The sequence below is a fragment of the Meridianimarinicoccus aquatilis genome (genome assembly GCF_004358675.1).
In the GTDB taxonomy this organism is placed as follows: domain Bacteria; phylum Pseudomonadota; class Alphaproteobacteria; order Rhodobacterales; family Rhodobacteraceae; genus Meridianimarinicoccus; species Meridianimarinicoccus aquatilis.
Genome location: NZ_SMZO01000012.1, coordinates 1 through 14547, shown reverse-complemented (window position 1 = coordinate 14547; position 14547 = coordinate 1). Strand labels below are relative to the sequence as shown.

Here is a 14547-nt window from a genome sequence, read left to right as displayed (position 1 = left end):
TGTGGCATGTGGCGCGGTATAAACCCTGATCATGCGCTTTCAAACCCCGCTTGTCCCCGCTCGACTTGTTCGCCGCTACAAACGGTTTCTTGCAGATGCCGTGCTTGAGGAAACAGGGGAAGAGGTCGTTGCCCATTGCCCCAATCCGGGTGCAATGCTGGGGTTGCGCGAACCGGGGTTGCGGATATGGCTTGAACGCAACGACGATCCGAAACGCAAGTTGCGGTATGGCTGGAGGCTTGCGGAACTGGAGGACGGGCATTGGGCCGGGATCGACACCAGCGTGCCCAACCGCGTTGTGCGCGAAGCACTGGAGGCGCGAGTCGTTGCGCCACTGGCCGGGTATGGAACCGTAAAGCCTGAAGTCCGATACGGAACCAAAAGCCGCGTGGACTTCCTGTTGACCGAACCGGGCCTGCCAGATGCGTATGTCGAGGTCAAAAACGTGCACCTGCGCCGAGACGGTGACTTGGCAGAATTTCCTGACAGCGTAACGGCGCGCGGGGCGCGTCACCTTGCCGAGCTATCCAACATGGCGGCAGAAGGGCACCGGGCCGTTATGCTGTATCTGGTGCAGCGAACCGACTGTGCACGATTGCAAATGGCGGCAGATTTGGACCCGGCCTATGCGGCCGCGTTTGATCTTGCGCGCAGTACAGGGGTAGAGATGCTGTGCTTTGGCACTGACATCGATGTGCATGGTGTGCGGTTTGGCGGGCAAATGCCTGTTGTTTGAGCTTGCGACATTACGCAAGAGCCTGTGACTGGCATCCGGCAGCGGCTTGTTTTATAACCTGCGCCAACGAAACAGGAGAGTTCCGTGGACGATCGCAGCGGTGGCCGCCTGACAAAGGACGGTATCAGAATACACGAAGCGGCGGATTTCGCTGGAATGCACCGGGCCGGGCAACTGGCGTCGGAGATTTTGGATGAGATTGCCCCCCTGGTTGTACCGGGGGCGACCACGGGTGAGCTTGACCGTGCGATTGAAGATGCCGTTGACGCCGCTGGCGCAAAATCGGCCACGATCGGGTATCGTGGATACAAGCATGCGTCCTGCATTTCGGTCAATCATGTCGTATGTCATGGCATTCCTGATATCGGCAAGAAGCTGAAGGATGGCGATATATTGAATATCGACGTCACAGTGATCGTTGATGGCTGGTTTGGCGACACAAGCCGGATGTACGTCGCCGGCAAGCTTCCGCGCAAGGCGGAGCGATTGATCCAGGTCACTCATGACGCCCTTATGCGGGGAATCGAGGCGGTCAAGCCAGGCAACACGTTCGGGGATATTGGGCACGCAATCCAAAGCTTTGTCGAAGGCCATCGCATGTCCGTTGTTCGCGATTTTTGTGGCCACGGTCTTGGCCGTGTGTTTCATGCGCCGCCCAATGTGCTTCACTACGGCCGCGCCGGATCGGGGCCGGTTTTAGAGGAAGGCATGTTTTTCACGATTGAGCCGATGGTCAATCTGGGTCGTCCGGAAACCAAGGTTCTTGCCGATGACTGGACGGCTGTTACCCGCGACAAATCTTTGTCGGCGCAGTTCGAACATTCGATCGGTGTCACGGCAGACGGGGCGGAGATTTTTACCCTGTCGCCAAAGGGGCTCTTTCACCCCACGTATCAGCGGGACTGACCTCAGTTCTGTTCTTGCCAAAATCAGGAGTGCAATCCCATGCGTTTGCCTAGCCTTGTTGCTGCTGCAGCCCTTGCTCTGGGCGCAGGTGTGTCCGCCCATGCGCAGGACACCGAAGTCACCTTGCGGTTCCAGCATTTCGTCTCGCCAAATTCGGCGAACCCGAAATATTTTATCGAACCTTGGGCCGAAAAGGTCGCCGCAGACTCAAACGGCCGGATCAAAGTGGAAATCTATCCGTTCATGCAGTTGGGTGGCTCGGCCACGGCGCAGTATGACCTTATCCGCGATGGTGTGATTGATGGGGGCTGGGTGATTCCGGGTTATCAGCCGGGGCGTTTCCCTGAAGCCGAAGCCCTGGAGCTTCCGTTCATGACGCCAAAATTGGGCGAAGAGGCCAGCATGGCAGCTTGGGATTACACTCAAGAGCATCTGTTGGACGACTTCGCGGATGTTCACCTGATTGCAGCACATATGCACGGCCCCGGTTTGATCCACAAAAAGGGTCCGGCGGTCCGGGAAGTGGATGATCTAAAGGGCCTGAAATTGCGCGGCCCGTCTCGCCCTGCGACCCTGTTGCTGCGTAAACTGGGCGCGCAACCTGTTGGTATGGCCGTGCCCGCCTTTCCCGAGGCCCTGTCCAAGGGCGTTGTTGATGGGGGTGTCATCACCTGGGAAATGTCGCCCTCGCTGAAACTGGATGAATTGACGGACAGCCATACCGATGTGGCCGGGGATGACGCGCTCTATAACCTGTTCTTCATCTGGGCGATGAACAAAGACAGCTATGCCAAGCTGCCCGATGATCTGAAGGCCGTGATTGATGCCAATTCTGGCATGTTCGCATCGGCTTGGGCCGGGCGCGCACACGATACGGGCGATGCGGACGGGCGTGCCGCGATGGTCGCATCTGGCAACGAGATTGCTGAGATCAGCCCAGAGGTGACAGAGCAAATCCGCGCCTTGGGCGACGACGTAACGGCGGAGTGGATCGAAGAAGTCACGGCAAAGGGGCTGGATGGCGCAAAGTTGGTGGACGATGCCAACGCAGCCATGGACCGGTATCGCGGAACGGTCACGAAGTAAGCGAGACAGGGCGGGGGATGCTCCCGCCCGTCTTCGACATCATGCGATGTCTCATCCCGTTGGGCGTGGCAGGCTTCGCCTGCGGACATGCGTGCCTGGACGGAGGGCTTCAAACCCGGGCGTGGTGTGTCTCAGCCCGCGAGGTTTGCCGTCATCAGGGTGATGTGCGTGTCGCCATAACGCCGCGCGCTGTCTAGCCGAAAGCCCTGTGGTGGCTCTTGCGGGGTGCTTTCTTCCCAGACAATTAACGCGCCGTGGGCGATCCATCCGCCTGCGACGGCGGTCGCAAGCGCTCTGTTGCCGAGGCTTTTGCCATAGGGCGGATCCAGAAACACCAAGGTAGCTGGCGCGGCAGCTTGGCCGGGAGTGAGCCGGGTCGCATCTTTGGTGATGATCGTCGCTTCAGCCTCGCACCGCGTCTTGGCGATATTCTCGCGCAGCAGGCGCAGAGCTGTTCTGCCGCTATCTACAAACACTGCATGGTGCGCGCCGCGCGACAGGGCTTCTAGCCCCAAAGCTCCTGTACCGGCGAACAGGTCAAGCACTTGGGCGCCGTCCACCGGATCATCGGGCCGACTGGCCAGCGCACTGAACAGGCTCTCTCGGACCCGGTCAGCCGTGGGGCGCAGATGCGCGCCTGCGTCGCCCTTCCCAAGTGCCGCCAAACGCACCCCCCCAAAGCGGCCTGCTACGATTCTCATCGGCTTACCCGACCTGATGGCACCGTTTGGACGGGAATAATCTGCATCTGGCATCTCCGTTCTGGCGAGGGTTGCGCGGGTGCCCTATATCCCTTTTTGACACTGGCAAACAGGGAAGGAAACCTAACCATGACGATTGCTGTCGGAGATACGCTACCCGAGGCGGACTTGCTGTATTTTGGCGAAGAGGGGCCGGGATCGGTCACGCTTTCTTCGCTATCGAAAGGTCGCAAGGTGGTGATTTTCGGGTTGCCAGGTGCTTTCACGCGCACGTGTGATGCGGCGCATGTCCCAAGCTTCATCCGTACCAAAGACGGATTTGCGGAAAAGGGCGTTGATGAGATTATCTGTGTGTCGGTGAACGACCCGTTTGTGATGGCCGCATGGGGCTCTTCAACCGGCGCAGCAGAAGCAGGTATTCGGATGCTGGCGGATGCCGATGGCGCGTTGACCAGTGCAATGGGCTTGTCTTTTGACGCACCCCCCGTGGGGCTTCACGGTCGATGCAAGCGCTTCGCCCTGATGGCCGAAGACGGCGTCGTCAAGGTTATGCATCTGGAAGAGAACCCCGGCGTTTGCGAAACGTCCGGCGGAGAGGCGCTTTTGCAAGCTATCTAAGGCGGCTTTGGCGGCAGTCACCCGCCGAGAAGCTTGGGCCCGAACAGGTCATGGGGGCTTTTGGCCCCCTTTTTCGTTCAAATTCCGTCAAGTTTGTCGGCCAGTTTCACATCGAGTTGAGACAGACCGCCAGCGTCATGGGTTGAAAGAGTGACCGTCACGGTTTTGTACACATTAAACCATTCCGGGTGGTGATCCATCTTTTCCGCGAACAAGGCAGCGCGAGTCATCCACGCAAAGGCCTCGGTGAAATCGCTGAACGTGAACGTCTTGGTAATCGCGTCGCGACCGTCGGTCATGGCCCAGCCACGGTCCAATACAGGGTCAAGCACGCTGCGGTCTGCAAGAGTTTTGGTCATGGAAGCTCCGTCATGGACTACTGCTAAGGGTCGATTGCCGATTGGGTTTTGCGAAATGGACCGTATGAGGTGAGCACCTCTATGTCTTCGTCCACCGCGGCGGCTTCGGCATCAAGAAACTGGGCAACCGCGCGGGCAAAGCCAGGATCTGCGATCCAGTGCATCGAATGGCAGGCTACGGGCAGATATCCGCGCGCGAGCTTGTGTGCCCCTTGCGCGCCTGCCTCGACTCGATCCAGCCCTTTGGCGATCGCGAAGTCGATGGCTTGATAATAGCAGCACTCGAAGTGCAGGCAGGGATAGTCTTCGATAGCTCCCCAGTACCTGCCATACAACGTCTTCTGGCCGATAAAGTTCAACGCGCCAGCAACTGGGCGCCCGTCTCTTAGGGCCAGCACAAGCAGCATGTCGTCCCGCAAGGTGTCTTGAGCATGGTCAAAGAACGCACGTGACAAATAGGGTGTGCCCCATTTTCGCGCGCCGGTATCCTGATAGAACTCCCAGAACGCATCCCAGTGTTCCGGTTGAATTGCGTCGCCGGTGAGCGAAACAATTGTGCCCCCGAATGCCTGTGCAGTTGCGCGTTCTTTGCGGATATTCTTGCGCTTGCGCGACGACAGGTCGCCAAGAAAGGCGCCAAAATCGCGATAGCCGCGGTTGAGCCAGTGAAACTGTTGGCTGGCACGGGGCATCATGCCCAGATCCTTTGCCAGCGCGACCTCGTCTTCGGTGCAAAACGTTACATGAACCGATGAAACACCGTATTTCCTGGCGACCTGCAAAGCCCCTTGTGCGAGCGCACGATGTCCGACCATTTCATAGCCGGGCCGCACAAGGAACCGCCTGCCGGTTGCAGGTGTAAACGGCACCGCAATTTGCAGTTTGGGGTAATAGTCACCCCCTGCGTTCTCATAGGCATGAGCCCAGTTGTGATCGAAGATATACTCGCCCTGACTGTGTGATTTGGCATAAAGCGGCGCCACAGCAATTAAAGTGCCGTCTTCGTGCCGGGCTGCCAGATAGCGCGGCTCCCAGCCAGTGCCGGGGCCGACAGAGCCGCTGTTTTCGAGTGCCGAGAGAAACCTGTGCGTCGTAAATGGGTCGAGCGGGGGAGCGCCGTCTGCCGTTTCTGGGCAGGCACACGCATCCCACTCGGTCTCTGGAATGTCGGCCAGTGAAACGTGGGCCGTCACCTCGATCATATCATCGGGCATGGAGTGCTGTGCCTGTCGCTAAGTCCAAGACAGCATTTGGTCCCGGTATGCTACAGGTCAAGCTGCGCTCCTCAATCGATTTGGAAAATCCCATCAATCTCAACCGCAACGCCGAATGGCAGAGACGACACACCGACGGCTGACCGAGCATGGGGTGCAGCATCGCCCAAAACAGCGGCAAAAAAGTCGGACGCGCCATTGATGACCTTGGGCTGATCCGTGAAGTCTGACGTGCAGTTCACAAACCCGCCCAGCTTCACTACGCGCTTGAGCCGTGACAGGTCGCCATCGCAAGCGGCATTTACCTGTGCCAGCAGACTGAGCGCACAGCGCTGTGCGGCTGCGACGCCCGCATCCACATCCATGGAGTCGCCAAGTTTGCCGATGATGAACCCAGATGCGTCCGCTGCAACCTGCCCCGAAACATGAAGCAGATCACCAGTTTGAACGAACGATACATAATTTGCCGCCGGGGCCGGCGCAGCAGGAAGTTCGAGGCCCAAATCGGATAGGCGGGCTTGGATTTCGGGGGTCATTGATGGCTCCGTCAGATGTGCAGAATTAGGGGGACGATCAGCTTTCGCGGAACGCCTTGATGAAATAATCGGCAAGCGGTTTGACCAAATAGGCCAAAGGCGTACGTTCGTTGGTTTTGATGAAGGCTTCCACCGGCATACCCGGCAGCAAGGTGACGTCTTCGGGCAAGCGTTCAATCTCGCCTTCCTTCAAGACCAGTTCGGCGGTGTAGTAGCTGGTGCCCCGCTGCTCGTCGGTAAACGCATCAGCCGACAGCCGCATGACCGTCCCTACCAGTTGCGGCGTAGAGCGTGAGTCCAAAGCGGAAAAGCGCAAACTGACATCCTGCCCCGGATAGACTTGGTCGATGTTGGTTGGTTGAATGCGCGTGCTGATAATGAGCGGTCGATCCTGTGGAATAATGTAAAGAACAGGGTCGGCTGGCCGGATGACAGACTGTTCTGCAAAGACCCGCATGTCATAAACCACACCGGCCAAGGGGGCCTTGATCTCCAGCCGGCCAATCCGGTCTTTCAATGCGCGGCGTTGCTCCACCAGTTCAAATTCGCGGGACAGCATATCGCGCAGTTGGGTGATGGCTTCTTCGCGCTGCTGATTCACCAAGCCGATGATCTGAATGTCTATTTCGGTCATCCGGCCTTCGTTCTCAGCCAAGGATGCCTGCAATTCCCCGAGCGAGCCGCTGAGCCGCGCCTCTTCTCGGCGCAACGCGAGAATCCGCGATTTCTGCGCAAGTCCGCTGTCGAGTAGGGTCTGCTGATCAGCGAGTTCTTCGCGCATCAGGTCTAACTGAGTGCCCAAAGCGGCGATCTGTGCATCAATGCCTTCGACTTGGCTTTCGATCTGTCCGCGCCGCTTTGTCAGTTGCTCTTTTTCACGGTCGAGCGACTCGCGGCGCGCCGAGAACAGATTGCGCTGACCTTCCATGACTTCGGCAATCGCGGGGTTGGTTTCCGAGATTAACAGGAGGTCTTCGTCAAATGTGACGGTATCAAGCCCGTCGCGTTCCGCTTGAAGCCGAGCGCGGCGTGCCTTGATTTCGTATAACTGGCCTTCGGTTATTGCCAACTCTGATCGCATCGTGGATCCGTCCAGTCGCAACAGAACGTCGCTTTCAGACACGATCACACCGTCGCGGACGAAGATTTCTTCGACTGTGCCACCATCAATGTGCTGAACAACCTGTCGATTTTGATCGACTTCAATCCGCCCCGAGGCGACGACTGCCCCCGCGATTTGTGTGAATACCGCCCAGCTTCCGAAGCCACCGACCAAAATGAGCAACACGACAAAACCAATAAGCAGCGGCTTTCGCGCTGACCAATTGTCGTCCAATGGGTCTGGTTCTTGTGTCATGAGATGCCTCCTTGCACCTGGGATGTCATGATCTCTCCAGCGTTTTTAACGGTCTTACCGAGTACTTCGTCGCGGGGGCCAAAGGCGCGCACAGCCCCGCCATCAAGGACCAGAAGCTTTGTGCATTCCTGAATTGCCGCAGGTCTGTGCGCCATAATCAATACGCCCTTACCCTCGGCCTTCATGGCTTTGATCGCCTCGTTCAAAGCCTTGGATCCTTCGTTGTCCAAATTGGAATTTGGCTCGTCTAGAACAAGGACGACTGGATCGCCATACAAAGCGCGCGCTAGGCCAACACGTTGGATTTGACCGCCAGACAAATTTCCTCCGCCGACAGACAGAAGCGTGTCGTAACCGCGCGGTTGCTTGAGGATCATATCATGCGCGTCCGCTTTCTTTGCGGCTTTGATTATGTCCTCGTCGCTGGCATTTGGGTCGAGCCGGGCGATGTTCTCGGCGATCGTCCCATCAAAGAGTTGAACCTTTTGAGGCAAGTATCCGATGTAGCGACCAAGCGTGTCGGGGTCATACTGCTCCAATGTGGCGCCATCTAGGCGGATAAATCCACCTGCGGGCGGCCATGCGCCGGTCAGGGCTCGGGCCAATGTGGATTTGCCGGCACCGGATGGACCGATCACGCCAATCGCATCGCCGGGTTCCAAACGGAACGTGGCCAGTCGCAAGGATGCCTGATGTTGCCCCGGCGGCAAAACTGTCGCGCTGGACACATCCAATATGGCGCGTGGGCGTGGCAGGTCGGTGCGGCGTTTACGCTCAGGGATCTTTGTCAGCAGTTCAGCAAGATTATTCCAACTACGCATCGCGCCTTGCACAAGGGCCCATTGACCAACGGCCATCTCTATTGGTGCCAGTGCGCGGCCCATCAAAATGGAAGCAGCGATCATTCCACCTGCTGTCATCTGTTCGTTGAGAACAAGATAGGCCCCAAGTGCGAGCATCGCGGACTGTAGAAACAGGCGGAATGTCTTTGTTCCGGCGGAATAGCCCCCCTGCGCATCGCTGGCTTTCAACCCCAGCGATAGCGCGCGCGTCCGAATGCTGTTCCAGCGGCTGAACGCGGCACTGCGCATGCCAAGGCTTTGCACCATGTCGGCTTCGTTCTTGAGTCGCTCAGACATGCGATCGGCTTCGGCTGTCGCGATGCTGGAGCGCAGGACCGGTTCACGCGTTCGGATCTGGTTGGAAAACGTTGTCAGGACCAAGATCGTCCCGCCGCTGATCGCGAGAACGCCCAACCAAGGGTGGAAGATAAAGATACCGGCAAGGAAAATGGGCGTGAAGGGCACATCAAAAACGGCGCTGAGAACTGGTGAGGCAAGGAAGCGTTGAACGGTCTCAAGATCCCGAACGCCCGCAGACGAAGCGGTGACGTCACTGCGCGCCGCATCTTCGATTGCGGCAGAAAACACACGTTTATCGAGCCGAGACTGAAATCTGGCACCAATACGTGCCAAAACCCGACCGCGGACGTAGTCAAGAAAACCCATCATCAGGTACAAAAATGCCACCAGCGACGCGAGCGCGACCAGCGTTGCTTCTGATCCGCTTCCCAAGACGCGGTCATAGACCTGCAACATGAAAATCGGACCAGTCAGCATCAGAAGGTTCACAAAAGCGCTAAAAATCCCGACAAACCAGTAAAGCGATTTGCTTTCCGCGCGGGCCTTGGCCAGTTCCTGGTATCCCGCGCTGTCTTTGGCGCTCATTGTCCTGTCCCTTTGCGAAACGTGTTTCCGTGCTTTATGACGGGTCCTAGTCTTATGTTACTTGACTTGGATCACTTGCTCACGGCATCGCGAGTGTGTGGTGCAGTAAATGTGAATCTACTATGTGTGCGGTAGTTGTTACAAGGGGCTGGAATAAAGGTGGTCATTGACATGTTAAACTCCAGAAGAGCCGGTTGGCGCAGTGCAGGGCTTGCGCTTGTGACCGCCCTGGCGTTGTCGGGCTGCACCGCCAGTTCCCCTCCGGGTTCAGAATTCAACGATCCCTATGAAACCGCGAACAGGGACGTACATGAGTTTAACAAAGAATTCGACCGAATGGTATTCAGGCCGGTATCGCGCGCTTACGGCACCGTTGTGCCGGGGTATCTTCGTCAACGGTTGAACAACATACAGTCGCATTTCAGTCTGCCCGCTGACACGATCAATGCGGGCTTGCAGGGGCGCGGCGAGAATACCGTTCACAACTTTTTCCGGTTTCTCGTAAATACGACCGTCGGTGTGTTCGGGATCTTCGATCCAGCTACATCCATGGGCCTTGAAGATCGCAGTACAGATTTCGGTGAGACGCTTTTTGTTTGGGGTGCTGGCGAAGGGGCCTATGTTGAAGTGCCACTGTTTGGCCCCTACACGCAGCGCGCTCTTGTCGGTGAAGTCGTTGACGTTTTCTTGAACCCGTTGTCCTTCATTGGGCTTGATGCCCCGGCATCTTATATACCTGCTGGTACCTACGTGGCCGAGGCAGTGGATTACCGTTACGAGTTCGCCGATACTGTCGACGGAGTGCTTTACGAAAGCGGTGACAGTTACGCGCAGTTGCGGCTAATTTATCTTGATAACCGGCGGTTCCAGTTGGGCGATACGTCTAACGCAGCCGCCATCGACCCTTATGAGGAGCTATACGGTGAATGATTTGACTCTCACCCGGCGCGGTTTCGCAGGGCTTTTGGGCGCAGCAGTGGCAATGCCCGGCGCGGCCTTGGCGCTGACAGATGCGCAGGCGCAAAAGCTTGTGACCTCGCTGGTTGCAGACATCCAGAAAACGATTAATTCGGGTAAATCGACAAGTGCGATCCTGAAGGATTTTGAAAGCATCTTTGATCGTTACGCTGATGTTCCAACGATCGCGCGTTTTTCTCTTGGAGTCGCGGCGAGATCTGCAAGCGCATCTGAATTGCGCGCGTTTACGGATGCATATTCCGGGTATGTGGCGGACAAGTACGGCCGACGTTTCCAGGAATTCAAAGGCGGTGACATCAAGATCAAGCGCGTGAAGGCCGAAGGTAAGGTTACCGTAGTGCAAAGCACCGCCGACCTTCGTGGTCAAAGCCCCGTCGCGGTTGATTTCCACATTTCTGATCGCTCAGGCAGCCCCAAAGTGTTCAACGTGATCATCGAAGGTATCAACATGCTCACCACCGAGCGGACCGAGATTGGCTCGCTTTTGGACAAAGCGGGCGGCAGTGTCTCAAAGTTGACCCAACAACTTAAGTCCTAAGGCGCGGGCTGCAAAGCCGCCGCGAGACAAGACAAAAAGCCCCGTACCGGATCACCGGTGCGGGGCTTGCACGACCTTTTTTGTCGCTTGTCTCATGAAAACCCATACCACAAGAAGGCCGGGGAAACCGTTGAGGAATCCCGCGCAAACTTAGGGGTATGGCGCACAATTGACGCGATCCTACAGGGATTTAGAAGTCGAGGTTGGCGACACTAAGCGCGTTGGACTGGATGAACTCGCGGCGCGGTTCAACAACATCCCCCATCAATTTGGTGAAGATGTCATCAGCTTCGGCCACATCTTCGACTTTCACCTGAAGTAACGTGCGGGCTTCCGGGTCTAGGGTCGTTTCCCACAATTGGCTGGGGTTCATTTCGCCCAAACCCTTATAGCGTTGCAGAGTCAGCCCCTTTTCCCCTTCCTTCAGCACGGCTTCCAGAAGGTCCAGTGGGCCTGACACAGGCAGACCCTTGTCGCGTCTGAGCAGTGTCGCGGGTTGGGCATAGAGATCCTGAAGCGCGCCTGTCATTGATCCGAGTTTACGGGCTTCGCCGCCGCGCAGGATCGGTCCGTCCAGAACACGCACTTCGTCGACACCGCGCACGGCGCGCATAAGGCGAATTCCATGGTCTTGCGTCGGGCGACCTTCCCAGCCGCGTTCATACTCTGCTGAAATCAGGTCGAGTCGCGCGGCTACTGCATCTGCGGTGCCTTGCAGGTCTTTATCGATCTGGCCGGGCTCGAATGCGCCAGCAATCGCTGCCTGTTCCAGGATTCGTGGGGTGTAGTGGGTTGGAAAGTTATCGAGTGTCCGGCGCACAGTGCGCGCCTCTTCAACGACGCGGCGCAAGTCCTGCCCGACAATTTCTTCGCCAGTTCCAAGCCTTAGGGTGGCACCATCAATACCCATCTCGATCAGGTAATCTTCCAGTGCCAGTTGGTCCTTCAAATACACTTCTGATTTGCCACGCGCGACTTTGAACAGCGGCGGTTGCGCGATGTAGAGGAAACCACCTTCGATGATCTGCGGCATCTGCCGGAAGAAGAAGGTGAGCAGAAGCGTTCGAATGTGTGCGCCATCCACATCCGCATCCGTCATAATAACGATCTTGTGGTAGCGCAGCTTGGAAATGTCGAATTCGTCGCGTCCGATCCCGGTGCCAAGAGCGGTGATCAAGGTCCCGATTTCCTGGCTGCCGAGCATGCGATCAAACCGTGCACGTTCCACGTTAAGGATTTTACCGCGCAGGGGCAGAACGGCTTGGTTGGCACGGGCACGGCCCTGCTTTGCAGAGCCCCCGGCGCTGTCACCCTCCACCAGGAACAATTCGCGACTTTCCGGGTCGCGGGCCTGACAATCGGCGAGTTTTCCGGGCAGCGACGCGATGTCGAGCGCAGATTTCTTGCGGGTCAGTTCGCGCGCGCGGCGCGCCGCTTCGCGGGCGAGAGCGGCCTCCATGATCTTTGTCACAACGAGACGGGCTTCGTTGGGATTTTCCTCAAACCACTCGGACAGCTTTTCGTTCACAAGGCCCTCAACGGCGGGGCGCACTTCTGAACTGACAAGCTTATCCTTGGTTTGGCTGGAGAATTTCGGGTCTGGTACTTTGACTGACAGCACGCAGGTCAGCCCTTCGCGGGCGTCGTCCCCGGTGAATGTGACCTTTTCCTTGCGGGCAATCCCTGACTGCCCCGCATAGATGTTCAAGGTCCGCGTGAGCGCCCCCCGGAAGCCGGCCAAGTGCGTGCCGCCGTCGCGTTGCGGAATGTTGTTGGTGAACGGCAGAACCATTTCGTTGTAACTGTCATTCCACCACATGGCGACTTCGACTGTGATCCCGTCGCGTTCGCCGGTGATGAAGATCGGCTCGGGCATCATGCTGGATTTAGAGCGGTCCAGATAGCGCACGAATTCCTTCACGCCGCCTTCGTAGTACAATTCGGACCGCTGTGTTTCCGCGCTGCGCTCATCGGTGAGGATGATGCGCACGCCAGAGTTCAAAAACGCCAGTTCCCTTAGGCGATTTTCAAGGGTCTTGAAGCTGTATTCCGTGTTGGTGAACGTGGTGTTGGAGGCAAGGAAACGGACTTCTGTTCCGGTGCGGCCCGGTGTGTCGCCAGTGACGCGCAGATGTTCCACCGTTTCGCCGCGTTCGAACCGGGCGCAGTGTTCCTTGCCGTCCCGCCAGATGCGCAGCTCGAGCCAGTCTGACAAAGCGTTGACGACTGACACGCCAACGCCGTGCAAACCGCCGGAAACCTTATAGGAGTTCTGATCAAATTTACCGCCGGCATGAAGTTGGGTCATGATGACTTCTGCCGCGCTCACGCCTTCGCCTTCGTGGATGCCAACGGGAATACCGCGGCCGTTATCGCTCACAGAAACCGAGTTGTCGTCGTGCAATGTGACGTTCACCGCGTCGGCGTGACCGGCCAAGGCTTCATCGATCCCATTGTCCACGACCTCGTAGACCATGTGATGCAGGCCAGAGCCGTCATCGGTGTCACCGATATACATGCCCGGGCGCTTGCGCACGGCCTCCAGCCCCTTGAGAACCTTGATGGAATCGGCGCCATATTCTTCGGGTGCCGTGATCGTATTGGCCATTCGTCATGCCCTTCATTTTTATGACATTTTATACCGGCGAGGGCAGGGAATGTCACGCGTTAGCGGCCAAAATTCGGCTTAGGTGAACGGGATAACCAGTCCAACGAAGATCAAGAGATACCCGGCCGTCAAATTCATGCGGCGCAGGGCGCGGGGGCTGGTCAAAACTCGTCTGGCCCGATCGATCAAGAGTGAAAAAATAAGGTTCCCTATCAAGGGGATGGCAATCGAAAGCGCGACAATAGCGGCAATGTCTGGGCCGGTGACTGCGGATAGGTCAAAGAAACCGGGCAGGACGCCCATATAGAACAAGATCGCCTTTGGGTTCCCGAGGATCACGACAACGCCCGCGATGAAACCGGCCAGCTTTCCGGGTCTTGTCAGTCGACTGTCAGATCCGATCTGGCGGTCCGCGTTTCGGATCAGCGAAATCCCCATCCATATAAAGACCCCGGTACCCAACAGTCGCAAAACTGTCATGAATTCAGCGAACTCAGACACGATCCAACTGACGCCAAGGATGGCGAGAAATGGCCAGACCGCATCGCCTACGACGACGCCAAGAGCAAGCGGCCAAGCTGCGGTGAAGCCGCCGGACATGGCCCGAGCAGACAAGGCGAGCCAAACCGGACCGGGGGTCAGGAACAGCACGAAAAGCGCAAGCGCATAGAGCGCAAGATCTGCGAGATGAAGGGTCATAATGTCGTCTAAGGCGGGCGCGGCGCGGTCGCAAGTCCCCAACGAATGGGGCGAAATCAGGCGTGTGACATGTCTATGACAGGTGTCGATCAAGCGTTTGACGCCTGTGATCTTAGTCTGCGGAGGCGATGTGGCTTTCGCCATCCTGGTCGGTGACGGTCAAATGCTGAGCGCGCGAACCGAGTTCGGTGAACAGCTCTGGCCCGGTGCCGGTCAACCATGCTTGCGATCCCAGCGCGCAAATATCATCATAAAGGGCGGCGCGGCGGGCAGCATCAAGATGGGCCGCGACTTCATCCAACAAGAGGATGGGGGCCGCACCGGTGTCATGGGCAAGGGCGCGGGCATTGGCCAGAATAAGCGAGATGAGCATCGCCTTTTGCTCGCCGGTGGAGCATTGCGCGGCGGCCACATCCTTGGCGATGTAAGTTGCCCCAAGGTCTGTTCGATGCGGGCCGATCCGGGTGCGTCCGGCGCGCAGGTC

14 protein-coding genes and 1 pseudogene are annotated in these 14547 nt (G+C 57.6%); 6 read left to right on the top strand and 9 right to left on the bottom strand.

Annotated features, from left to right (window positions below):
- The first annotated feature begins 31 nt into the window (after positions 1–31).
- The 3 genes from sfsA (at position 32) to E2L05_RS07105 (ending at position 2728) form a co-directional block, all read left to right on the top strand.
- Positions 32–736, top strand: coding sequence for a DNA/RNA nuclease SfsA (gene sfsA / locus E2L05_RS07115; RefSeq protein WP_133342234.1), 705 nt, complete (start codon positions 32–34; stop codon positions 734–736).
- Between the two features lie 84 nt (positions 737–820).
- Entirely contained in the window at positions 821–1642 is an 822-nt protein-coding gene (gene map / locus E2L05_RS07110) for a type I methionyl aminopeptidase (RefSeq protein WP_133342233.1), read from the top strand.
- 39 nt (positions 1643–1681) lie between these two features.
- Positions 1682–2728, top strand: a complete 1047-nt coding sequence (locus E2L05_RS07105) for a TRAP transporter substrate-binding protein (RefSeq protein ID WP_133342232.1) — start codon at positions 1682–1684, stop codon at positions 2726–2728.
- Between the two features lie 131 nt (positions 2729–2859).
- Here E2L05_RS07105 and rsmD read toward each other — a convergent pair whose 3' ends face one another.
- Positions 2860–3429, bottom strand: a complete 570-nt coding sequence (gene rsmD, locus E2L05_RS07100) for a 16S rRNA (guanine(966)-N(2))-methyltransferase RsmD (RefSeq protein WP_133342231.1) — start codon at positions 3427–3429, stop codon at positions 2860–2862.
- Between the two features lie 129 nt (positions 3430–3558).
- Between rsmD and E2L05_RS07095 the strand changes: the two genes are divergently transcribed.
- On the top strand, positions 3559–4047 hold the full coding sequence (locus tag E2L05_RS07095; RefSeq protein ID WP_133342230.1) for a peroxiredoxin: 489 nt from the start codon (positions 3559–3561) through the stop codon (positions 4045–4047).
- 77 nt (positions 4048–4124) lie between these two features.
- Here the strand turns inward: E2L05_RS07095 and E2L05_RS07090 are convergent, their stop codons facing one another.
- From E2L05_RS07090 to E2L05_RS07070, 5 genes are all read right to left on the bottom strand, one after another.
- Positions 4125–4406, bottom strand: coding sequence for a 4a-hydroxytetrahydrobiopterin dehydratase (locus tag E2L05_RS07090; protein ID WP_133342229.1), 282 nt, complete (start codon positions 4404–4406; stop codon positions 4125–4127).
- Positions 4407–4429: 23 nt separating this feature from the next.
- Positions 4430–5620, bottom strand: a complete 1191-nt coding sequence (locus tag E2L05_RS07085) for a GNAT family N-acetyltransferase (RefSeq protein WP_133342228.1) — start codon at positions 5618–5620, stop codon at positions 4430–4432.
- 71 nt (positions 5621–5691) lie between these two features.
- Complete coding sequence (locus tag E2L05_RS07080) at positions 5692–6156, bottom strand: RidA family protein (RefSeq protein WP_133342227.1); 465 nt, start codon at positions 6154–6156, stop codon at positions 5692–5694.
- Positions 6157–6193: 37 nt separating this feature from the next.
- Complete coding sequence (locus E2L05_RS07075) at positions 6194–7513, bottom strand: HlyD family type I secretion periplasmic adaptor subunit (RefSeq protein ID WP_133342226.1); 1320 nt, start codon at positions 7511–7513, stop codon at positions 6194–6196.
- Entirely contained in the window at positions 7510–9240 is a 1731-nt protein-coding gene (locus E2L05_RS07070; protein ID WP_133342225.1) for a type I secretion system permease/ATPase, read from the bottom strand. The genes E2L05_RS07075 and E2L05_RS07070 overlap by 4 nt, the downstream gene beginning before the upstream one ends.
- 171 nt (positions 9241–9411) lie before the next feature.
- Here E2L05_RS07070 and E2L05_RS07065 point away from each other — a divergent pair, with 171 nt between their 5' ends.
- Positions 9412–10170, top strand: a complete 759-nt coding sequence (locus tag E2L05_RS07065; protein ID WP_133342224.1) for an MlaA family lipoprotein — start codon at positions 9412–9414, stop codon at positions 10168–10170.
- Positions 10163–10756, top strand: a complete 594-nt coding sequence (locus tag E2L05_RS07060; RefSeq protein ID WP_243721899.1) for an MlaC/ttg2D family ABC transporter substrate-binding protein — start codon at positions 10163–10165, stop codon at positions 10754–10756. Before E2L05_RS07065 ends, E2L05_RS07060 begins: the two co-directional genes overlap by 8 nt.
- Before the next feature lie 190 nt (positions 10757–10946).
- On the opposite strand, the gene gyrB is transcribed toward E2L05_RS07060, so the two are convergent.
- The 3 genes and pseudogenes from gyrB to E2L05_RS07045 form a co-directional block, all read right to left on the bottom strand.
- Positions 10947–13364, bottom strand: coding sequence for a DNA topoisomerase (ATP-hydrolyzing) subunit B (gene gyrB / locus E2L05_RS07055; protein WP_133342222.1), 2418 nt, complete (start codon positions 13362–13364; stop codon positions 10947–10949).
- A 78-nt stretch (positions 13365–13442) separates the two neighbouring features.
- Positions 13443–14063 (bottom strand): LysE family translocator, encoded by a 621-nt coding sequence (locus E2L05_RS07050; protein ID WP_133342221.1) that lies wholly within the window; start codon positions 14061–14063, stop codon positions 13443–13445.
- A 112-nt stretch (positions 14064–14175) separates the two neighbouring features.
- Positions 14176–14547, bottom strand: a pseudogene (locus E2L05_RS07045) (DNA replication/repair protein RecF); the annotation flags it as partial.